Annotated in this window: 17 protein-coding genes; 14 read left to right on the top strand and 3 right to left on the bottom strand. The window is 64.5% G+C overall.

The annotated features are described in order from the left end of the window. The first annotated feature begins 41 nt into the window (after positions 1-41). From SM130_RS00290 to SM130_RS00250, 9 genes are all read left to right on the top strand, one after another. The gene (locus tag SM130_RS00290) at positions 42-428 is read left to right on the top strand and encodes a response regulator (protein WP_102826905.1); all 387 of its coding nucleotides are present in this window, start codon (positions 42-44) and stop codon (positions 426-428) included. Between the two features lie 75 nt (positions 429-503). Further along, positions 504-2,918, top strand: coding sequence for a PAS domain S-box protein (locus SM130_RS00285; protein WP_102826906.1), 2,415 nt, complete (start codon positions 504-506; stop codon positions 2,916-2,918). After that, positions 2,915-3,301 carry a response regulator gene (locus SM130_RS00280; RefSeq protein ID WP_102826907.1) on the top strand — a complete coding sequence of 129 codons (387 nt, stop codon included), beginning with the start codon at positions 2,915-2,917 and terminating at the stop codon, positions 3,299-3,301. The genes SM130_RS00285 and SM130_RS00280 overlap by 4 nt, the downstream gene beginning before the upstream one ends. Beyond that, a complete protein-coding gene (locus SM130_RS00275) occupies positions 3,294-4,934 on the top strand; it encodes a diguanylate cyclase (protein WP_102826908.1) in 1,641 nt (546 codons plus the stop codon). Before SM130_RS00280 ends, SM130_RS00275 begins: the two co-directional genes overlap by 8 nt. A 131-nt stretch (positions 4,935-5,065) precedes the next feature. Further along, positions 5,066-7,945, top strand: coding sequence for a CHASE3 domain-containing protein (locus tag SM130_RS00270; RefSeq protein WP_102826909.1), 2,880 nt, complete (start codon positions 5,066-5,068; stop codon positions 7,943-7,945). Then, positions 7,942-8,331, top strand: coding sequence for a response regulator transcription factor (locus tag SM130_RS00265; protein ID WP_102826910.1), 390 nt, complete (start codon positions 7,942-7,944; stop codon positions 8,329-8,331). Before SM130_RS00270 ends, SM130_RS00265 begins: the two co-directional genes overlap by 4 nt. Next, positions 8,328-9,464 carry a YaiO family outer membrane beta-barrel protein gene (locus SM130_RS00260; protein WP_102826911.1) on the top strand — a complete coding sequence of 379 codons (1,137 nt, stop codon included), beginning with the start codon at positions 8,328-8,330 and terminating at the stop codon, positions 9,462-9,464. Before SM130_RS00265 ends, SM130_RS00260 begins: the two co-directional genes overlap by 4 nt. Next, on the top strand, positions 9,454-10,578 hold the full coding sequence (locus SM130_RS00255; protein WP_102826912.1) for a HEAT repeat domain-containing protein: 1,125 nt from the start codon (positions 9,454-9,456) through the stop codon (positions 10,576-10,578). The genes SM130_RS00260 and SM130_RS00255 overlap by 11 nt, the downstream gene beginning before the upstream one ends. After that, a complete protein-coding gene (locus SM130_RS00250) occupies positions 10,575-11,975 on the top strand; it encodes a glycosyltransferase family 2 protein (protein WP_102826913.1) in 1,401 nt (466 codons plus the stop codon). The genes SM130_RS00255 and SM130_RS00250 overlap by 4 nt, the downstream gene beginning before the upstream one ends. Before the next feature lie 246 nt (positions 11,976-12,221). Here SM130_RS00250 and SM130_RS00245 read toward each other — a convergent pair whose 3' ends face one another. Next, positions 12,222-13,715, bottom strand: coding sequence for an aldehyde dehydrogenase (locus SM130_RS00245; protein ID WP_102826914.1), 1,494 nt, complete (start codon positions 13,713-13,715; stop codon positions 12,222-12,224). 187 nt (positions 13,716-13,902) lie between these two features. Between SM130_RS00245 and SM130_RS00240 the strand changes: the two genes are divergently transcribed. Next, a complete protein-coding gene (locus tag SM130_RS00240) occupies positions 13,903-15,228 on the top strand; it encodes an aspartate aminotransferase family protein (RefSeq protein WP_102826915.1) in 1,326 nt (441 codons plus the stop codon). Positions 15,229-15,401: 173 nt separating this feature from the next. Here the strand turns inward: SM130_RS00240 and SM130_RS00235 are convergent, their stop codons facing one another. Continuing rightward, positions 15,402-16,430 (bottom strand): zinc ABC transporter substrate-binding protein, encoded by a 1,029-nt coding sequence (locus SM130_RS00235; protein WP_102826916.1) that lies wholly within the window; start codon positions 16,428-16,430, stop codon positions 15,402-15,404. Between the two features lie 64 nt (positions 16,431-16,494). Here SM130_RS00235 and zur point away from each other — a divergent pair, with 64 nt between their 5' ends. The 4 genes from zur to SM130_RS00215 all read left to right on the top strand — a co-directional run bounded on the left by zur (position 16,495) and on the right by SM130_RS00215 (position 19,324). Next, the gene (zur, locus tag SM130_RS00230) at positions 16,495-16,980 is read left to right on the top strand and encodes a zinc uptake transcriptional repressor Zur (RefSeq protein WP_102826917.1); all 486 of its coding nucleotides are present in this window, start codon (positions 16,495-16,497) and stop codon (positions 16,978-16,980) included. Continuing rightward, a complete protein-coding gene (gene znuC, locus SM130_RS00225; protein ID WP_102826918.1) occupies positions 16,977-17,747 on the top strand; it encodes a zinc ABC transporter ATP-binding protein ZnuC in 771 nt (256 codons plus the stop codon). Before zur ends, znuC begins: the two co-directional genes overlap by 4 nt. Before the next feature lie 270 nt (positions 17,748-18,017). Beyond that, positions 18,018-18,803 (top strand): zinc ABC transporter permease subunit ZnuB, encoded by a 786-nt coding sequence (gene znuB / locus SM130_RS00220; protein WP_102826919.1) that lies wholly within the window; start codon positions 18,018-18,020, stop codon positions 18,801-18,803. Next, positions 18,803-19,324, top strand: a complete 522-nt coding sequence (locus SM130_RS00215; protein ID WP_102826920.1) for a YgjP-like metallopeptidase domain-containing protein — start codon at positions 18,803-18,805, stop codon at positions 19,322-19,324. The genes znuB and SM130_RS00215 overlap by 1 nt, the downstream gene beginning before the upstream one ends. A 41-nt stretch (positions 19,325-19,365) precedes the next feature. On the opposite strand, the gene SM130_RS00210 is transcribed toward SM130_RS00215, so the two are convergent. Then, positions 19,366-20,850, bottom strand: coding sequence for a DASS family sodium-coupled anion symporter (locus SM130_RS00210; RefSeq protein WP_102826921.1), 1,485 nt, complete (start codon positions 20,848-20,850; stop codon positions 19,366-19,368). Positions 20,851-20,980: the final 130 nt, after the last annotated feature.

Genomic DNA, 20,980 nt, shown 5'->3' with positions numbered 1-20,980 from the left:
GTTGATGCGGACGCGCACGCAAACCGACCCTCGGAGGCACAATGGCAGAGCTCAGGCGCATCCTTCACGTTGAAGACGATCCGTCGATTCAGGCGGTAACCAAACTGGCGCTGGAAGCCATCGGCGGCTACCAAGTGCTGTCCTGCTCTTCCGGTGCGCAGGCTCTGGAGGAAGTCGAAGCCTTCGCACCGGACTTCATCCTGCTGGACGTGATGATGCCGGGCATGGACGGGCCGCAAACACTGCTCGGGCTGCGTGAGCGAATCGACCTGGAGCAGATTCCGGTAACATTCATGACCGCCAAGGTTCAGCCGAGCGAGATCGAGCACCTGCGTAAACTCGGTGCGCGGGACGTTATCGTCAAGCCGTTCGACCCGATGCAACTGGCGGAGCAGATTCGCAGCATCTGGCTTACTAGCCGATACTAATCTGATCTGACTACGCCCCTGTCGTGACTCTTCGTCCGACCTGGACGACATTCACCGAACCAGCAAGGCCCGACGATGGAGTCACCGCAAGCAATCCTGGCGTCGATGCCATCCAACGTTCAGCCGCGTGAGCTTTCGCGCCTGGCAGCGTTGCTGCGCTACGAAATCCTCGATACGCCCGAAGAAACGGCCTTCGACGATTTCACCGAGCTGGCGGCGCAGATGTGCGACACGCCTATCGCGCTGATCTCGTTGGTCGACGACCGCCGTCAATGGTTCAAGAGCCGCGTTGGCCTGGAGGTCAGCGAAACGCCACGGGAAATCTCGTTCTGCACCTACACCATCACCGGCGATGAAATCTTCGAAGTGCCGGATACCCTGCAGGACCCTCGCTTTCGCAACAACCCACTGGTACTCGGCGATCCGCATATCCGTTTCTACGCTGGCACGCCGCTGACCTCACCCGACGGCCACAACCTCGGCACACTCTGCGTGATCGACCGGCAGCCGCGGCGGCTCAGCGTGGAACAGCGCGAAACCCTCGAGCGCCTCGGCCGCCAGGTGATTCGCCTGTTCGAACAGCATCTGCTGACGCACCGGCATGCCGAACAGGCGGCACTGCAACAGGCGATCCTCAACAGTGCCTCCAGCGCCGTGCTGGTAACGCGCCCGGACGGCATCGTCACCAGCGTCAACCCGACCGCCGAGCGCCTGCTCGGTTACAGCGAGCAGGCTTTGGTCGGTCATCCGCTGACCGCCGCGCTGTTTCGCCCCGAAGCGCTGCAGCGCCGCGCCGCGCTGTTGTCCAATGAGCTGCAGGCATCGGTACAGGCGGATTTCGCCGTCTTGACCGCTCCGCTGCAGCGCGGCCAGCGGGAAATGTCCGAATGGCGCCTGCGCCATCAGAACGGCAACGATGTGCCTGTGCTGCTCGGTGTTACCGCCATCCATGACGAGCAGGAGCTGCTTCGCGGCTATCTGGTCAATGCCTATGACCTGGCCTATCAGGAGCAGCTGCAGCTGCGTTTGCAGCAGATCGCCGCGCAAGTACCGGGCATGCTCTTCCAGTTTCACTGGAAACCCGATGATGCGGCGTGCTTCCCCTACGTCAGCGAAGGCGTCGAGCAGATCTACGGGCTGAGCCCGGGGCAGTTGGCCGGGAGCTTCGCGCCGATCATCAGCCGCGTACACCCCCTCGACCGCAGCGCCCTCTTGACGAGTATTCGCAATGCGGCATCGGAACTGGCGCCCTGGCATATCGAGCATCGCGTCGAACATCCTCGCAAGGGACTGATCTGGGTTGAAGCCCGTGCGACGCCACTGCGTCAGGTCGACGGTTCGGTGCTCTGGCATGGCTTCGTCACCGACATCACCGCGCGCAAGGCCGAGCAGCTGGAGCTGGATAAGCAGCAGGAAATGAACCGGCGCCTGCTCGAAGCGTTGAGCGAAGCGGTCATCGCCTGCGACGCCGACGGCAACCTGACCCTATTCAATGAAAAGGCCAAGCAGTGGCATGGCGCCGACGCCGAACCAGGCTCGCCAAACGAGTGGGCGACGCGCTATCAGCTTTACCGGGCCGATGGCGTCACGCCGCTGCAGCCCGATGAGATTCCGCTGCGGCGTGCCCTGAGCGGCGAGCACGTTATCGACCATGAGATGGTTCTGCTGAGCAATGGCGCGCCGCGCCATGTGCTGTCCAACGCCGATCCGCTGTACACCTCCGACGGTCAGCCGATGGGCGCGGTGGCCGTGCTGCACGACATTACCGAACGCAAGCGCATCGAGCGCCTGCAGCGCGAATTCATTTCCACCGTCAGCCATGAGCTGCGTACGCCGTTGACATCCATCACCGGCGCACTGGCCTTGATCTGCTCGAATGTCATGGGAGAAGTCCCCGAGCAGATGCACGAGCTGCTGGATATCGCCCTGCAGAACAGCCAGCGCCTGAGTGCGCTGATCGACGACCTGCTGGACATGGACAAGCTGCACGCCGGCAAGATGCGCTTCGAGCTGATCGAGCAGCCGTTGCGACCGCAGCTCGAACTGGCGTTGCGCAGCAATAGCAGCTACGCCGAGCGGCATGGCGTGGAGTTGTATCTCAGCGCCTGCCCTCCTGTACTGGTTGAGGTCGATGCCATGCGGCTGCAGCAGGTGCTAAGCAATCTGCTCTCGAACGCCGCGAAGTTTTCCCCTGCTGGAGAGCGGGTCGAGCTATCGGCCTGGATGAGTGACGGACGCGTTCGGGTTGCCGTCCGAGATCGGGGCCCGGGAATTTCCGATGAGTTCCGCTTGCGGGTATTCCAGAAGTTCGCTCAGGCCGACTCGTCCGACAGCCGCCAGCAAGGCGGAACAGGCCTCGGCTTGGCGATCAGCAAGGAGCTGATCGAACGCATGGGTGGGCAGATCGGCTTCGACTCCGAACCCGGTCATGGCGCCTGCTTCTGGTTCGAACTACCCGTGCAAGGCCCTGCCATGGAGAGCACTCGATGAAACAGCTCAAACGCATCCTGCACGTCGAGGACGTACCGTCCATTCAAGTGGTGACCCGTATCGCGCTGGAAAAAATCGGTGGCTTCGAAGTGCTCAGCTGCCCGTCCGGCCAGGCTGCCCTGGACCAGGTGCAGGCCTTTGCCCCCGACCTGATTCTGCTCGATGTGATGCTGCCGCAAATGGACGGCATCGAGCTGGTCCGGCAGCTCGCCGATCTGGTCGACCTGCAACAGACACCGGTGGTGTTTCTCACCGGACACCTGCAACCCGAACGATTGCAGGAGCTGCGCCAGCTCGGCGTGCGCCAGGTACTGGGTAAACCCTTCGATCCGCTCCAGCTGTCCGCCCAGTTGCAACAGATCTGGGAGGCCGAGCATGGATGATCGCACCCGCCTCGCGCTGCAGGAGCAGCTGGCGGAACTCGAGCAGCAGTTCGGCGAACGGCTACAGGCCGACCTGGCCGACTTGGCCGCGCTCGCTCAGGAACTGCAGCAGACCCCCTCCACCGTCAACCGTCGCCAGGTGATGCTGGCCATCCGCGAGCGCCTGCACCGGCTGGCTGGCGCTGCCGGCACCTTTGGTTTCGCCAAACTGGGTGACGCCGCCAGGCAATTGGAGCAGCGCGCCGATCGCTGGCTGGATTCGGCCAAACCCGGCAGCCGGGCGGCAGAAGCCTACGCGCGAGCACTGCTGCAACTGGCCAGCGAAACACCCGGCCAGGAGCGCGAGGGTGCACCGGAGCTGCCTGAACATCACGAGGAGCCGGCACCTGGCTGCCGCATCTATCTGATGAAGTCCGACCCGGTCGCCGGTACCAGCATGGCGGTGACGCTGCGCAATTTCGGCTATCTGGTCAGCCAGTGGCCCGACTTTGCCTCGCTGCAGCAAGCCGTGGCCAATGAACTGCCCGATGCGCTGATCGTAAGCGTGCAGAACGACAGCGAGTTCGAATCGCTGGCTGCTTTGCAGCAGAGTCTCGAGCAACCACTGCCGCTGCTGGTCATCCACGACCGCGCCGACTTCGCCAGCCAACTGGCCGCGGTACGCGCTGGAGCCCAGGGTTTCTTCGTCCGCCCACTGGACATCACCCAACTGGAAAACAGCCTGGAACGCTGCCTCGATCGCCAGCAGGGCGAGCCGTTCCGGGTACTGATCGTCGACGACGATGCCGAACTGGCGACACGCTACAGCCTGGTCCTGCGCAACGCCCAGATGCAGGTACAGACGCTCACCGAACCGACCCGCGTGCTGGAAACCATGCGCAGCTTCAACCCCGAAGTGCTGCTGCTGGACGTCAACATGCCGGACTGCTCCGGCCCGGAGCTGGCGCAGATGATCCGCCTGCACGACGAGTGGCTGCGGGTGACGATCATCTATCTTTCGGCAGAAACCGATACCCACCGGCAAATGGCAGCACTGCTCAAGGCCGGCGACGATTTCATTACCAAGCCAATCAGCGACAGCGCCTTGGTCGCGGCCGTGTATTCCCATTCACAGCGTGCGCGCTCGCTGAGCACGGCATTGGCGCGCGACAGCCTGACCGGCCTGCTCAAGCACGCCGACATCAAGGAACAGCTGGCACTGGAAGTACAGCGCACCCTGCGCACCGGCAAGCCGGCCAGCGTGGTGATGCTCGATCTCGACCACTTCAAGCAGATCAACGATACCTACGGGCACGCCGCCGGCGACAACGTGATCCGCGCGCTGGCCAACCTGCTGCGTCAGCGCTTGCGCCGCATCGACAGCCTCGGCCGCTACGGCGGCGAGGAGTTCGTCGCGGTATTGCCGGAATGTACCGCGTTGCAGGCCAGGCGCATCTTCGATGAGATCCGCGTGCGCTTCGCCGCGCTGGGCTTCAATGCCGGCGATCACCATGACTTCCGCGTGACCTTCAGTGCGGGCATCTGCGAAACCGACGGCCACAGCGCCTCGGGCATGTTGCTTGAGCGCGCCGATCAGGCCTTGTATGTGGCCAAGCACCAGGGCCGCAACCAGGTGCAAATCGCCGAACATTGAGTGGCGCCGTGTTTCGCTGCGAACGGCTGTGCTTTGGACGGGTCTGACTATACTGCGTTAATCCCGGTGACCACGCTCGAGCGAGGCAACCGGGGATACTGTGCAGTTGTCCCCGGCGAAAGGAGTCCGGTTTGCCCGCAAGACTCGCGATCGGTTGGCATTCAATCGCATTTTTGGCTGCTTTCATGCTGCTCGCTGCCCTTGGTTGGCAAGGCAAGCGCACGCAGGAATCCCTGCTGCAGACAAATCGATCCGTCAGCGAAAGCCTGGAGGTCATCACCTCCGTTCAGGCCATCCTCTCTTCCCTGCAGGACATCGAAACTGGCTCTCGCGGTTTTATCCTGACGGGTGAGCCGGCTTATCTCGAGCCCTATGAACGCGGCCTCAGGCAGCTGGAAGGCTATCGTCGCAGCCTGGAAATTCAGGTTGAAGGCGAAACTTTTCCTGACCAGCGCTGGTTCCAGACCCTCGATTCGACGATTGCCGAACGCCTCGAAGTGGCGGCCGGCAACATCCAGGCGCGCCGTGATGCTGGGCTCCAGGCGGCAGTGGAGCGACTTCGCGTGGCTGGCGGCAATGTACTGATGGACCGCCTTCGTGCGCTGCTCAATGCCGTCGAGCAACAGGAGCGGCGCGAGCTGGCAGCAGCCAGCAGCGCGGTAACGGCAACCACTCAGCGCGCGCAGCAACTGGCGCTGATCGGCAGTCTGGTGGTGGTCGGGCTGTTCATCGCCGCCTTCTGGGCCTTGCAGAGGAACCTGCAGATCCGCCAGCAGCTCGCGCGCACGGCACAGGCCGGGGAGGCGCACCTCGGCGCACTGCTGCAGGCCATTCCGGATCATCTGTACGCGATCGACGAACGGCAGCAGGTTTCCAACGTTTCGCGAGGTACGCCGGGCCGAGCGCCCGCCCCTGAAGCGATCGAACCGCTGCTCAGCGATCTGCTGGAGCATGGCGATGATGATGATGCGCTGCGGCAGAAGACCTGGTGCGAATTGCAGACCCAGCGCACCTTCGAGGTCCGCCTGATGCCTACCGGGCTGGGCGATTACCTGGCGATCGCGCGAGACGTCAGCGAGCTGCAGCGCAGCCGCGATACGCTGCACGACCAGCAGGTATTCCTTCGTCGAGTGGTGGATACCGATGACAATCTGATCTTCGTTCGCGACGCCCAGGGCCGCTTTTTGCTCTGCAATACGGCGCTGGCCGCCCTGCTCGATGTACGCCCGCAGGACATCGAGCAACGCCGTCCGGACGAGGTGCCTTCCGCCCGCTTGTTACAGCCGCTGCTGCTGGGCGACGAAGAGCTGGCGGAACTGGCAAGCGGCAGCGGCGATCTGCGCTCCAGCGAGGTTGCGCTGACCGACGCGCTCGGCAACGAGCATTGGTTTCAGGTGGTCAAGCGGCCGCTGCGCATTTCGACACGCACCTGCCATGTAGTCACGGTGGCGGTGGACGTCTCCTTGCGCCGACGCATGGAGCAGATGAAGACCGAGTTCATCTCCACGGTCAGCCACGAACTGCGTACGCCGCTAACCGCCATCCGCGGTGCTCTGGGCATGCTCATTGGAGGCATTGCCGGCGACATTGGCAAGGACGCCCGCCCGCTGCTCGATATAGCGCACAAGAACAGCGAGCGCCTGGTGCGCCTGATCAATGACATCCTCGACATTGAAAAGCTGGAGGCCGGACGTCTGGCGTTCAATTTGGGTCGGCACGACGTGCGCGCGCTGGTACAGCAGGCGCTGTCGGACATCACCCCCTACGGACGCGATTACGAGGTCAGCCTTGAACTGCTGAACGAAACCGAGCCGCCCTTCAGCGAAGCAACGCTGGACCCCGACCGCTTCGCCCAGGTGATGGCCAACCTGCTGTCCAACGCGATCAAGCATTCCCCTGCTGGCGGCCAGGTGACCGTGGACCTGCGGCGCAAAGGCGGCATGCTCGAAATCGGTGTGCAGGATCACGGCGCCGGCATTCCGGAAGCCTTTCGCTCGCGGATCTTCGAGCGCTTCGCCCAGGCCGATTCCTCCGATGCCCGGCAGCGCGGCGGTACCGGCCTGGGCCTGGCGATCACCCGCTCGCTGGTGCAGCAGATGCACGGACAGATCGGCTTCGACTCGCAGCCCGGGCTGGGTACCCGCTTCTGGCTGCAGCTGCCGCTGGAACAGCAGCAGCCGGCGCAGCCGCAAGCACCCGCCGCTCCCGCAGCCCAATCGACGAGGCCCGAAAAGGCACCGCTGATCCTGATTCTGGAGCCCGACACCCGCGCCGCCGGTCAACTGGCCGATGCCCTGCACCAGCACGGCTACGCCACTCTGATTGCCAGAAACTCCGCCAACGCGCGGGAACTGCTCGCCCAGTTCAAGGTGCAGGCGCTCACCCTGAGCCCGGCGCTGGATGATGAGAACAGCGTGGCCTTCCTGCAGAACCTGCGCAGCCAGCAGCACTACCGCAACCTGCCCGTGTTGATCGTCAGCCTGCAGCCACAGCGTCGCGACGAGGACGATGGCGTGCTGCGTGGCGGGGCCGTGGGCGTGATCGACTGGCTGCACAAGCCGATCGACCCCTCACGGCTCATGGAGGTCGTGCGCGCCTGCCTGCAACTGGGCGGCCATAAACCGCGCATCCTTCACGTCGAAGACGATGACGATCTGCGTGAGCTGATGGCCAGGCAAATCGCCACGCTGGAGATTGATCTGTATGGCGCAGCGACACTCCATGAGGCGCGCCAGCTGATCACGGCGCAACCGTTCGACCTCGCCATCATCGACCTGATGCTGCCCGACGGCGATGGCACCGAACTGTTCGACCAGCTCGCACAAAGCAGCCCACCGCCCCCCGTGATCATTTTTTCCGCACTCGACACTCCCATCCAGGACAACCGCCTAGCGCTGCGCCAACTGGTGAAATCGCGTCATGACGGTGATGAGCTGGCCAGGTTGATCCAGCATCTGCTGCAGCACTGGCCGCCGGGACACACTCACGAAACTGACGAGGTTCACGCATGAGCGAATCCGGCAGCAAACGCATCCTCATGGTGGAAGACGAAGAAGACATCGCCTTTCTCATCCGCTACATGCTCGAACGGCACGGATTCATCGTCGATCACGCCGCCGACGGCCGCCAGGCCCTCGAGCATTTCGCTCAGGCAGAGCCGCCAGACCTGACGCTGATGGACATCATGCTGCCCTATCACGACGGGCTCGAACTCATCGAGCGTCTACGCGCGCAGCCCGGTTGGGAGAGCGTCCCGGTGTTGATGCTCACAGCCAAGGCACGCGAGGTCGATATCGTCCGCGCACTGGAACTGGGCGCGGACGACTACGTGACCAAACCCTTCCAACCCGAAGAGCTGCTGGCGCGCATCCGCAGACTGCTGCGAGGCCGTCGATGAGGCGAGTGGTCCTGTTGCTCGCCCTGGCGATGCCATGCACCGTCGCGGTCGCGGACGTCGCCACCGCCGAGCGCCAGATCCAGGCACAGCAACTGGGTGCCGCAGAAGCCACGCTGCATGCCCATCTGACAGAGCAGCCGGACGACCAGGATGCGCAGTTCCTGCTTGCCCGCGTATTGAGCTGGCAAGGCCGACCCGAACAGGCGCTGCCGATCTATGCTCACCTGCTGCAGCGGCAACCGGACAACGCCGACTATCTGCTCGGCCAAGGCCAGGCGCTGCTCTGGGCGGGACGTCCGCAGCGCGCGCTGATATCACTGGAACGGGCAGCTCAGCTCGCGCCGGATTACGTCGAGGTGCAGCAGGTCATCCTACAGGCCCGCTCTGCTCTGACCGTCCCCACTACCGCATCTGCGCCGGTCCCGGTTACCGACGCGGCAACCAAGCGCCGCCATGAGCTGGAAATCTCGGCCCGCCAGGATTGGCTCGACAACGGTTTCGACAACTGGCGCAGTCAGCGCCTGGACTACACCTCGACCCAGCCGGAGCGCATCGGCTGGTACGGCGCGCTCCTGCGCGAACAACGCTTCGGCGAGTGGGACGAAGGTGTCGAGGCCGGCACGGTGATTTCACTGGACGAGAACTGGACCCTGCAATCCGAGCTTGGTTATCAGCCCTCTCCGTATTTCCTTCCCGAGTGGCACGCCGACCTGCGCCTGCAGCGACGCCTGCCCGACGGCTATCTAGGTGCTGCCAGCATCCGTCGCACCGAGTACGAAACCACCCGGGTCGATCGGCTTGCCCTGAGTGCCGAGCGTTACTGGGGCGCCTGGCGCGCCGGCTACACGCTGAATGTCACCGATGTGGCCAATGCCGGCACGCCGGTCGGCCATGACCTTGCGCTGGACTACTACTACCAGGGCCTGAGCTACGCCGGTCTGCGCCTGACAGTGGGCGAGGAAGAAGCCGTGGAAGAACAGCAGCTGATCACCAGCGATGTGCGTGCCGTCAGCCTGCAGGGTCGGCACTGGCTCGACAGTCGTTGGGCGCTGAGCTGGGAGATCGGTCATCACCAGCAGGGCAGCTACTACGATCGCCAATGGCTGCAGATCGGCCTGCGTCATGCGTTCTGAATGGCTGACGACCTGTCCTCCGTGGCTATGCGAAGCTGCCGGGCGCGTCTGGGTCAAGCTCTGGCCCGAGGACACCATGCTGCAAATGGCGCTCTACTGCGCCTTCGGTCTCGGTGCGCTGACGCTGCTGGTGTTGCTGCAAGTGTTGCTGCTCGGTGAGCTGTCCAGACGCCGAGCCGTGCGTCGGCGACAGTTCAACGAACAGTGGCGGCCCTTCTTCGCGCTGTGCAGCCTCAGCGACGAACTTCCTTCGACCGATGTGCCGTTGCCGCGCCGACGTCAGCTCTGGTTCCTGCTGCAGTGGAACCGTGCGCAATTGCAGTTGCGCGGGGCTGCCCGCGAGCGCATGAACCGTGCACTGGTAGCGCTCGGCATGGATCGCCATGCGTTGAGTCTGCTGCGCGGTCAGGTGCGCAGCAAGCTGATCGGCCTGACCTGCCTGCGTCACCTCGCCGACCCGGCGCACTGGGATGCGGTACAGCCACTGCTGCTCAGCCGCAACTCCATCGTCGCGCTGGCCGCGGCTCATACGCTCGTCGCGATCAACCCAGCCAAAGCCATGCAGCTGATTCTGCCGGCGGCGGTCGAGCGCCCCGACTGGGCACTGCCCCGCCTGGTCAGCCTCTGCCGGCAAGCCGGTGAACACGCGGTGACCACCCCCTTGCTGATCGTACTGGCGAGTTCCGACAACCCTCGGCGTGAGCGCCTGATCAGCCTGCTGATCTATGGCGACCCGCGACATGCCGCCCCCTGGGCGCGGGCGCGACTGGATGAACAGGCGCCGGCCGAGCAGCTACAGGTCGCCCTGCGCTGCCTCAGCGAACTCGGCGACCCGCGCGACCGCGGTCGACTCCTGCGAGCCCTGCAGCACCAGCAGGCGGACGTACGCCTGGCCGCGCTCCAGGCGCTGCACAAACAAGCGCGCAGCGATGACCGCGAACTGTTCGTGCCGCTGTTGTCGGACTCTAGCTGGTGGGTGCGGCAGGCCGCAGCCGACAGCCTGGCGACCATGCCCGGCGCCTCCCCCGACACGCTGCAGCAGCTGCTGGAGCAGGTTCAGGACCGCTACGGCAAAGATGCCCTGCGCCGCGCGATTGCGGAGGTACGCCGGTGACCGTTGATTGGCTGTGGTGGTTGCAGGTCGCATTCATCCTTTACTTCCTGCTGCTCAACGGCATGTACCTGCTGCTCAACGTGCTGTCGATGGCAAGCCTGATGGGCTACATCCGGCAACGTGCCGAGATCGGTGAGGTGGCACCCTACCTGGGGGTTGAACCGCCGGTATCGGTGCTGATGCCGGCGTTCAACGAGGAAGCGACTATCCGCACCTCGGTGCGCTCGATGCTGCAGTTGCAGTACCCCGAATTCGAGATCGTGGTGATCAATGACGGCTCGAAGGACAACACCCTCGCCGTGCTGATCGAGGAGTTCGACCTGGTGCCGCACCCCGAGCCGTTGCGCCAGGCGGTAGCGCACCAACCGGTGGCGGCGATCTATCGTTCACGCCGCTACGCCAATCTGCGTGTGGTCGACAAGGCCAACGGCGGCAAGGCGGACGCACTCAACGCAGGCATCAACGCCGCCCGCTACGGCCTGTTCTGCGGGGTCGACGCCGACTCGATCCTGCAGCGCGACAGCCTGTTGCGCGTGGTGCAGCCCTTTCTCGAAGACGAGCGCACCATTGCCGCGGGCGGCACCGTGCGTATTGCCAATGGCTCCCAGGTTCGCGGCGGCTTTCTCATCCAGGCCGGCCTGCCGAGCAACTGGCTGGCGCGCTTCCAGATCGTCGAATATCTGCGCGCATTTCTCTTCGGCCGCCTTGGCTGGTCGCCGCTGAACGCAGTGCTGATCATTTCCGGCGCATTCGGCCTGTTCGATCGCGAACGGGTAATGGCTGTCGGCGGCTATCGCACCGACACCGTTGGCGAAGACATGGAACTGGTGGTGCGCCTGCACCGTTATCACCGCGAGAAGCGCATCCCCTACCGCATCCGCTATCTGCCCGACCCGATCTGCTGGACGGAGTGCCCGGAAGACCTCGGCACCCTGGGGCGCCAGCGCAGCCGCTGGCAGCGCGGCCTGGCTGAAAGCCTCGGCCGTCATACCCGTCTGGCCTTCAGCCTGCGCGGCGGTACACCGGGTTGGCTGGCCTGGCCGTTCATGGCGTTGTTCGAATGGATCGGCCCGCTGATCGAACTGGTGGGCTACGCCTTCATGCTCACAGGGTTCGCCTTCGGTGCAGTTTCCTACGCGGCGCTGGCGGCGTTTCTGCTGGTGGCGATCGGCATGGGCATCCTGTTGTCGGTCAACGGCCTGCTGCTGGAAGCCATGTCCTTTCGCGTCTATAACCGTCGCCGCGACATGCTGCAGCTGTTCCTGATGGCCGTGCTGGAAAACTTCGGCTACCGCCAGCTCAACACCCTGTGGCGCTGCCGCGGCCTCTGGCAATGGTTCTCCCGGCGCAAGCACCACTGGGGCGCCATGCGCCGCAGCGGCAGCTGGGGACAGTAGGAAGCGGGCTCATGCGGTACGAGCCTCGGCTTTTCGCCGATTCACCATGCGGGGCTGTGGTGGATGTAAAAGGCGATATCCACCCTACGAACTCGGTGCCGGATGAATAAGGCGCGCCATTCACCGGCGCGCGGTCGGCTTACCAAAGCTTCGATGAAACACAGCCCGTAGGGTGGATCACGCTTCACCGATCCACCGTGGCGGTGCTGAGGTGGAGGTGAATGCGGCACCCCCGACGCACTGCCGCTACAGCTTGATCCATGTCGCCTTCAGCTCGGTGTACTTGTCGAAGGCGTGCAGCGACTTGTCACGGCCATTGCCGGACTGCTTGAAGCCACCGAACGGTGCGGTCATGTCGCCGCCGTCGTACTGGTTGACCCACACGCTCCCGGCACGCAGCGCCCGCGCGGTGCGGTGCGCCTTGGACAGGTCGGCGGTCCACACGGCCGCGGCCAGACCGTAAGGCGTGTCGTTGGCGATCGTGACCGCTTCTTCCGCGCTGTCGAAGGTGATCACCGACAGCACCGGGCCGAAGATTTCTTCCTGAGCGATCTTCATCGCATTGTCGACGCCATCGAAGATGGTCGGCTCGACATACAGCCCGCCGGTTTCCTCCAGCGTACGCTGGCCGCCGATCAGCACCTGCGCACCCGCTTCGCGGCCGGCGTCGATGTAGCCGAGCACGGTGTTCAGCTGTTGAGTATCGACCAGCGCGCCGACGTTGGTAGCCGGGTCCAGTGGATTGCCCGGTTTCCAGCCCTTGAGCGCCTCGACCACCATGGGTAGGAAGCGCTCCCTGATCGAACGCTCCACCAGCAGGCGCGAGCCCGCGGTGCAGACCTCGCCCTGGTTAAAGGCGATGGCGCCAGCGGCCGCCTGCGCTGCCGCCTCGAGATCGGGTGCGTCGGCGAAAACGATGTTCGGGCTCTTGCCGCCGGCCTCAAGCCAGACGCGCTTCATGTTCGATTCGCCGGCATAGATCATCAGCTGCTTGGCGACCCGGGTGGAGCCGGTGAAGACCAGCGTGTCGACATCCATGTGCAGCGCCAACGCCTTGCCGACGGTGTGGCCGTAGCCGGGTAGCACGTTAAGCACGCCGGCCGGAATGCCAGCCTCGATCGCCAGCTGGGCAATGCGGATCGCGGTCAGCGGCGACTTCTCGGACGGCTTGAGCACCACCGAGTTGCCGGTGGCCAGCGCCGGGCCGAGTTTCCAGCAGGCCATCATCAGCGGGAAATTCCACGGCACGATGGCCGCCACCACGCCAACCGGCTCGCGGGTGACCAGGCCGAGCTGGTCATGCGGTGTGGCCGCTACTTCGTCGTAAATCTTGTCGATCGCCTCGCCGCTCCAGCGCAGCGCCCGCGCCGCGCCAGGAATGTCCACCGCCAACGAGTCGCCGATTGGCTTGCCCATGTCGAGGGTTTCCAGCAGCGCCAGCTCCTCACCATGCGCCTCCAGCAGATCGGCGAAGCGGATCAGCACCGCTTTGCGCTTGGCCGGTGCCAGTTTCGCCCAGCTACCGGCGTCGAAAGCCGCGCGGGCGCTGGCCACGGCGCGGTCGGCATCCGCCTGGTCGCAGCTGGCGACCTGCGTCAGCACACGCCCGTCCACCGGACTGATGCAGTCGAACTGGCCGCTGTCAGCCGCGGCGCAATGCTCACCCTGGATAAAGGCGCGACCTTCGATGCGCAGATCACGGGCACGCTGTTGCCAGTCGGCGAGGGTCAGGGTGGGCATGGTGAATCCTCTCTGTCAGGTCATCGGGATGTGGAAAAAGCACCCTAAACCAGCGGCGCGGACCCTATCAATATTTTTTACGAACGGCCGGCTAATCGCCTTGTTTTGTTCGTTTTATTAAACATAGACTCGATCAAAACGCTGCGGCACCGCCGCAGCATAGCCGCTCGCCCCCGGAGCCCGCCCCATGTCTCAGGATTTCAATCCAAATACCTCGCCCGATCACTTCTGGATGCCCTTCACCGCCAACCGCCAGTTCAAGGCCAGTCCGCGCCTGCTGGAAAGTGCCGAGGGCATGTATTACACGGCGAGTGACGGCGGCAAGGTGCTCGACGGCACGGCCGGCCTCTGGTGCTGCAATGCCGGCCACGGACGCCGCGAGATCAGCGAGGCGGTAAGCCGGCAGATTGCCAAGATGGACTTTGCTCCGACCTTCCAGATGGGCCACCCGCTGCCTTTCGAGCTGGCCGAAAAGCTCGCGAGTATCAGCCCCGAGGGCCTGAACCGGGTGTTTTTCACCAACTCCGGCTCTGAATCGGCAGATACCGCGCTGAAGATCGCGCTGGCCTATCAGCGCGCCATCGGTCAGAGCTCGCGCACACGGCTGATCGGCCGCGAGCTGGCCTACCACGGCGTCGGTTTCGGCGGCATGTCGGTGGGCGGCATGGCCAACAACCGCCGCGCCTTCGGGCCGATGCTGCCGGGCGTCGACCATCTGCCGCACACCCTCGATCTGCAGCGCAACGCCTTCAGCAAGGGTCTGCCGCAACATGGCGTTGAACGGGCCGATGAGCTGGAGCGGCTGGTGACGTTGCACGGCGCGGAGAACATCGCCGCGGTAATCGTCGAACCGATGTCCGGCTCGGCCGGCGTGATCCTTCCGCCCGTGGGCTACCTGCAACGGCTGCGCGAGATCACTGCCAAGCACGGCATCCTGCTGATCTTCGATGAAGTCATCACCGGCTTCGGTCGGGTCGGCGAGGCCTTCGCCGCCCAGCGCTGGGGCGTGACGCCGGACATCCTCACCTGCGCCAAGGGCTTGACCAACGGCGCGATCCCGATGGGTGCGGTGCTGGTCGCCGACCACCTGTTCGATGCCTTCATGAAGGGCCCGGAAAGCGTCATCGAGTTCTTCCACGGCTACACCTATTCCGGGCACCCGGTGGCCTGCGCAGCGGCGCTGGCAACGCAGGAGATCTATCAGCAGGAGAACCTGTTCCAGAAGGCCATCGACCTCGAACCTTACTGGCAGGAGGCGCTGTTCAGCCTCAGAGACCTGCCCAACGTGATCGACATTCGCACGGTCGGCCTGGTCGCCGGCATCCAGTTCGCCGCCCATGCCGATGGCGTCGGCAAGCGTGGCTACGGAGTGTTCCGTGAGTGCTTCGAGAAAGGCCTGCTGGTGCGCGCCAGCGGCGATACCATTGCCCTGTCGCCGGCGCTGATCGTCGAGAAGACCGATATCGAGCAGATGGTTGCGCTGCTCGCCGACGGCATCCGCAAGGCGGGATGACGCACATCGACGCCCGGCCTGCGCCGCTAGCTGCGCAGGCCTTGGAAGGCATGGACGAGCGGCGCCAGAGGCCATGCTCGTCGATGCACCTCTAACCCGTAGGAACCAGTTTGCCGGCGAGCAGCCGGCAGTCGCCTGGAACGGCTATCGGCTGTGCGGGAAGGCGCGGTATATCACAGCGACTCCAGGCAACCAGCCAGGGTTTCGCCAAGCCCTTCAAGCAGCTTCTCGTAGCCCTTGGCATCGGTCGCCAGGCCGACGCCCAGAATATCCAGTTCAGCCATTTTCACCGGCAACCCGGCGGTCAGCGTTTCGGCCAGGCGCGGGCGTGCCGGCGGTTCGCTGAACACGCAGCTCGGCCCCGCCTGCTGCAAGCGCTCACGCATCGCCGCCACATGCCGCGCCCCTGGCTGGGCCTCGCCGCCGGCCGTGAACACACCGGCATGGCGCAGGCCGTACGCCGCTTCGAAATAGTCGTAGGCCTCATGGAAGACGAAGAACGGCTTGTTCTGCACACCGGCGAAACGCTGCTTCAGGTGCGCATCGACTGCCTCGATGCGTTGGGCGAAGATCGCCGTGTTGGCGCGATATTGCTGGGCGTTCGCTGGGTCGGCAGCCGCCAGGTCTGCCGCCATACGCTCGGCGATCACCAGGGCATTGGCCGGCAGTAGCCACAGGTGTGCATCGAGCGAGCCGGGACGATGGTCGTGATCATGTTCGTCAGCGTGTGCGGTGTCGGCATGCTCATGCTCATGCTCGTCGTGGTCGTGGTCGTGGTCGTGCCCGGCGTGATCGTCGTGATCGTCGTGATCGTCGTGATCGTCGTGATCGTGATGCTCATCTTCGGCGTGCGTGTGGGCATCGCCGAAGCGGCGCAGGGTCAGCTCAGGCAGCTCCTGCACGGCTACAGTCGTACCCTCGCGAGCTGTCAGCGCGCGCGACAGGAAATTCTCCAGATCCGGGCCGATCCAGTAGAACAGTTCGGCGTCGCGGATGCGCCGTACATCGGATGGGCGCAGCGAGTAATGGTGCGCCGAGGCGCTGGCCGGAAGCAGTACGTCCGGCTCGCCGATACCATCCTGCACCGCCGCAGCGATCAGCTGCAGGGGCTTGATGCTGGTCAGGACACGAACTTCAGCCTGGGCGGTGGCGGCGCCAGCGAGCAGCGCGGCCAGCAAAGGAAGGGAGCAAAGACGATTCACGGGCATCACTCGAAGGCGTTAGATTGGTACATAATAACGTCTCTCTCCCAACACGTCGCCGCCCATGTCCAAGACCCCGCTGGCCTGCACGCCTCACGACCACGACCATTGCGTCAGCCACGCGCTGGCCGAAGCCGACAGCCTTTGCGCGCGCCAGGGCGTGCGCCTGACCGCCCTGCGCAAGCGCGTGCTGGAGCTGGTCTGGCAGAGTCACAGGCCGCTCGGCGCCTATGACATCCTCGCGGTACTGAGCGAGCAGGACGGCCGCCGTGCAGCGCCGCCGACCGTCTACCGCGCGCTGGATTTCCTGCTGGAGAACGGCCTGGTGCATCGCATCGCGTCGCTCAACGCCTTCATGGGTTGCAACCACCCGGAACATCCTCATCAGGGTCAGTTCCTCATCTGCCGCCACTGCCACACAGCCATCGAACTGGAGCAACCGTCCATTGCCGCGGCAATCGATACGGCCGCTGGCGCCGTAGGCTTTACGGTTGAGGGCCAGACCGTAGAAGTGGTCGGCCTCTGCTCTACCTGCCGGAACGCCGCATGAGCGAGGTGCTGCTGCGACTGGATGACATCCACGTGCGCTTCGCCAATCAGGACGTGCTGGAAGGCGCGCAACTGCAGGTGCATCGCGGCGAGATCGTTACCCTGATCGGCCCCAATGGCGCTGGCAAGACCACGCTGGTGCGTGCTGTGCTCGGCCTGCTGAAACCCGATCGCGGCCAGGTCTGGCGCAAGCCGAAGCTACGTGTCGGCTACATGCCGCAGAAGCTGCACGTCGACCCCACCCTGCCCTTGTCGGTGCTGCGCTTCCTGCGTCTGGTGCCCGGCGTCGACCGTGCCCGTGCGCTGGCGGCGCTGGGCGAAGTCGGCGCCGAGCACGTCATCGACAGCCCGCTGCAGAAGATTTCCGGCGGCGAGATGCAGCGCGTGCTGCTGGCCCGCGCCCTGCTGCGCGAACCGGAGCTGCTGGTACTCGACGAACCCGTTCAAGGTGTGGACGTGTCGGGCCAAGCCGAGCTGTACCGGTTGATCGGGGTACTGCGCGACCGTTACGGCTGCGGCGTGCTGATGGTTTCCCACGACCTGCACCTGGTAATGAGCGCCACCGACCAGGTGGTCTGCCTGAACCGGCACGTCTGCTGCTCGGGGCATCCGGAACAGGTCAGCAGCGACCCGGCCTTCGTCGAGCTGTTCGGCCAGGATGCGCGCAGCCTGGCGATTTATCACCACCAGCACGACCACAGCCACGACCTGCATGGCAGCGTGGTGATCGACAAACCCCACGTCCACGGCCCGAACTGCAAGCACTAGTAGGGCCTATTGATGCTTTGTCACGGCCGCGCCGGATCCAGTTTTAGCGCGGGGCAAGGCATGAGGAGAGAAGTTTGGTTATTCCAAATAAACGACGAATAACGCAGCACCGCGCTAAAACTGGCCCGGCCCTTCGGGTTGCGCGTCAAATGGTGCCATGCGGCGTTGCGGGACTTGCCAAGGGAGCGACCATTGCCTGCGTCCCGCGCCTTGCCTGGCACCATTTGACGCGGCAACGCGGCTCGCGCCAAAGCATCAATAGGCCCTAGCATGCCCGATTTCCTCCTCAACGCCCTGCTCGCCGGCCTCGCCCTGGCGCTGGTCGCCGGCCCGCTCGGCTCTTTCGTCGTCTGGCGGCGCATGGCCTATTTCGGCGACACCCTATCCCACGCCGCGCTGTTCGGCGTTGCCCTCGGACTGATGCTCGACGTCAACCTGACCCTGGCAGTGACGGTCGGCTGCGTGCTGCTCGCCCTGCTGCTGGTGACGCTGCAACAGCGCCAGCCGCTGGCCTCGGACACCCTGCTCGGCATCCTCGCCCACAGCACGCTGTCACTGGGGCTGGTCTCGCTGAGCTTCATGAAGGATGTGCGCGTCGACCTGATGGGCTATCTGTTCGGTGATCTGCTCGCCGTCGGGCCGAGCGATCTTGCCTGGATCATGGGCGGCAGCGCGCTGGTGCTACTGATGCTGATACCGCTGTGGCGGCCGCTGCTGGCGATCACCGTGCACGAGGAACTGGCCAAGGTCGAAGGCCTGCCGGTGGCCGGCATCCGCCTGGCGCTGATGCTGCTGATCGCCGTGGTGATCGCCGTGGCGATGAAGATCGTCGGCGTGCTGCTGATCACCTCGCTGCTGATCATTCCCGCCGCCGCCGCGCAGCGCCATGCGCGGACGCCGGAGCAGATGGCCTTTGGTGCGAGCCTGCTGGGTATCGTCGCGGTGTGCCTGGGGCTGACGCTGTCCTGGTTCGAGGACACTCCCGCCGGCCCGTCCATCGTGGTCAGCGCCGCCGCGCTGTTCCTGCTCAGTTTCGCCTGGCCGAAGCGCGCCTGATGACCGACCTGAAATACCTGCGCGGCTACCCCGAGCCGCTGCTGGCGCAGGTTCGCCAGCTGATCGCCGAGCAGCGCCTGGGTGACTACCTGCAGCGTCGTTACCCCACACGGCACGAAGTACAGAGCGACAAGGCGCTGTATGGCTATGTGCAGAAGCTCAAACAGGACTACCTGAAAAGCGCGCCGCCAATCGACAAGGTGCTCTATGACGGCAGACTGGATCTCACCCATCGCGCCCTTGGCCTGCACACCGCGGTATCACGGGTGCAAGGCGGCAAGCTGAAGGCGAAGAAGGAAATTCGCGTCGCCGCACTGTTCAGGGAGGCGGCGCCGGAATTCCTGCAGATGATCGTGGTGCACGAACTCGCCCACCTGCGTGAGAGCGAGCACAACCGCGCCTTCTACAAGCTGTGCGAACACATGCTGCCGGGCTACGGACAGATCGAGTTCGACCTCCGCCTGTTCCTGCACTGGCGCGAACTGCGGGCGCAGCAGGCGCTACCCCGCGAGCACGCCTAGCGCCTCCGTGGCGCCAGGCGTCGGTATGCCGGCGGTGCCGCTCAGATCCAGCCCAGCCAGCGCCACCAGGTCGCCGCGAACAGCAACATGCTCAGGTAACCGATCAGCGTGACCAGCACGCCGACCTTGGCGAACTGCCGCGCGCTGAAGGTTTCGGTGCCCAGGCAGACCATGTTCTGCGGTGCGTTGATCGGCAGAATGAAACCGTAGCTGACCACGAAGCCGAGCAGCATGGTCATCCCCAGTCGGCTGAACTCACCGGGCAGGCTGAGCAACACCGAAATCAGGATCGGCAGCATCGCCGATGTCAGCGCCGTAGCACTGGCGAAGCCCAGATGAATCACGATGAGAAAAGCGCCGAGGATGGCGAAGATGCCCAGCGGCCCCACTACGCCGAGTCCGGTGTGCGCCACCACCTGAGCACCCAGCCATTGTCCGGCCTGGGTTGTCAGCAGTACGGTACCGAGGCTGATACCGACCCCAAAGACGATTACCGTGCCCCAAGGTACCCGCGCCTGAACCTCCTTCCAGTTCATCACACCGACGCGTGGCAGCATCAGGATCACCAGTCCCGCGTAGGTGGTGCTGGTGGTGTCGAAGCTGTGCAGCTTGCCTTCGGTGGCCCAGCACATCAGCAGCGCGATAGACACGGCGAGCAGGCGCTTCTGCGCCGAGGTCATCGGCCCGAGCTCGGCGAGCGAGCGCGCCACGGCTTCCTTGCCACCGGCTATCCGCTCGGTTTCCGGCGGCAGCAGCTTGAGCACGATGACCAGCAGCACGAAGGACATCAGTACGGCCCAGGGAGCGCCGGCGATGAGCCAGTCGATCCAGCTGACTCGCTCTCCCAGCAATTTGTCCATGAAGCCCACCAGCAGCAGATTCTGCGCCGCTGCGGTCTGGATGCCGATATTCCAGATGCTGGTGCCCTGGGCGACGATGATCATCATGCCGGCGGCAAAGTTCGAACGCTTGTCGATGCCGAACGCATTGATGATGCCGAGCATGATCGGAACCACGCAGGCGGCGCGGGCCGTGGCGCTGGGCACCACCAGACTGAGCAGGACGATGACCACCAGCGTGCCGCCGAGAATATGCCGCGAACTGGTGCCGACCCTGGACAGGGTCATCAGCGCGATACGACGGTCGAGCCCGGTAAGGGTCATTGCCGCGGCGATGAACAGGGCGCCCGCTACCAGCGCCAATGCCGGATTGGCGAAGCCGGAAAGCCCCATGCTGATCGCTTTGGAGGTGCCGTAGACGACCTCGGGGTTTTCCAGCGTAGGCGCCGTGCCGACGAGGAAGGCCAGCAGTGCGGTGATCATGATCGCGCTGACCTCGTAGGACACCGCCTCGCTGATCCACACCACCACCGCGAACACCAGGATGGCCAAGACACGCTGACCAGCCACGGGCAGATCGGCCGGCAACGGCATCAATAGCACGCCAATCAATGCCAGTAAGGCCACCAGCAGGCCGATCGGGATGCCGAGCAGACCCTGGCGGGCTGCATGTTGGGTATCGCTCATGGTAAGGCTCCATCCGCTGACAGATACGCTTACAGCATGGGCAAGCCGGGCGGCCGCAACCATGACCTGCGTCTATTGCAGGCCTTTGCGGGCGAATTAACCAAGTAAAGAAAGCAGAACGCCGGCGAGC

The organism is Stutzerimonas stutzeri, from assembly GCF_038561965.1.
Lineage (GTDB): Bacteria > Pseudomonadota > Gammaproteobacteria > Pseudomonadales > Pseudomonadaceae > Stutzerimonas > Stutzerimonas stutzeri_AA.
Note: the sequence above shows the minus strand (reverse complement) of the source record. Positions and strands in the feature narration are given on the sequence as shown.

Coding starts and splice junctions, on each gene's coding strand:
- SM130_RS00275 (WP_102826908.1), top strand. CDS start 3,294: ATGGATGATCGCACCCGCCTCGCGCTGCAGGAGCAGCTGGCGGAACTC.
- SM130_RS00240 (WP_102826915.1), top strand. CDS start 13,903: ATGTCTCAGGATTTCAATCCAAATACCTCGCCCGATCACTTCTGGATG.
- zur (WP_102826917.1), top strand. CDS start 16,495: ATGTCCAAGACCCCGCTGGCCTGCACGCCTCACGACCACGACCATTGC.
- znuC (WP_102826918.1), top strand. CDS start 16,977: ATGAGCGAGGTGCTGCTGCGACTGGATGACATCCACGTGCGCTTCGCC.
- SM130_RS00290 (WP_102826905.1), top strand. CDS start 42: ATGGCAGAGCTCAGGCGCATCCTTCACGTTGAAGACGATCCGTCGATT.
- znuB (WP_102826919.1), top strand. CDS start 18,018: ATGCCCGATTTCCTCCTCAACGCCCTGCTCGCCGGCCTCGCCCTGGCG.
- SM130_RS00255 (WP_102826912.1), top strand. CDS start 9,454: ATGCGTTCTGAATGGCTGACGACCTGTCCTCCGTGGCTATGCGAAGCT.
- SM130_RS00215 (WP_102826920.1), top strand. CDS start 18,803: ATGACCGACCTGAAATACCTGCGCGGCTACCCCGAGCCGCTGCTGGCG.
- SM130_RS00210 (WP_102826921.1), bottom strand. CDS start 20,850: ATGAGCGATACCCAACATGCAGCCCGCCAGGGTCTGCTCGGCATCCCG.
- SM130_RS00260 (WP_102826911.1), top strand. CDS start 8,328: ATGAGGCGAGTGGTCCTGTTGCTCGCCCTGGCGATGCCATGCACCGTC.
- SM130_RS00265 (WP_102826910.1), top strand. CDS start 7,942: ATGAGCGAATCCGGCAGCAAACGCATCCTCATGGTGGAAGACGAAGAA.
- SM130_RS00245 (WP_102826914.1), bottom strand. CDS start 13,715: ATGCCCACCCTGACCCTCGCCGACTGGCAACAGCGTGCCCGTGATCTG.
- SM130_RS00280 (WP_102826907.1), top strand. CDS start 2,915: ATGAAACAGCTCAAACGCATCCTGCACGTCGAGGACGTACCGTCCATT.
- SM130_RS00285 (WP_102826906.1), top strand. CDS start 504: ATGGAGTCACCGCAAGCAATCCTGGCGTCGATGCCATCCAACGTTCAG.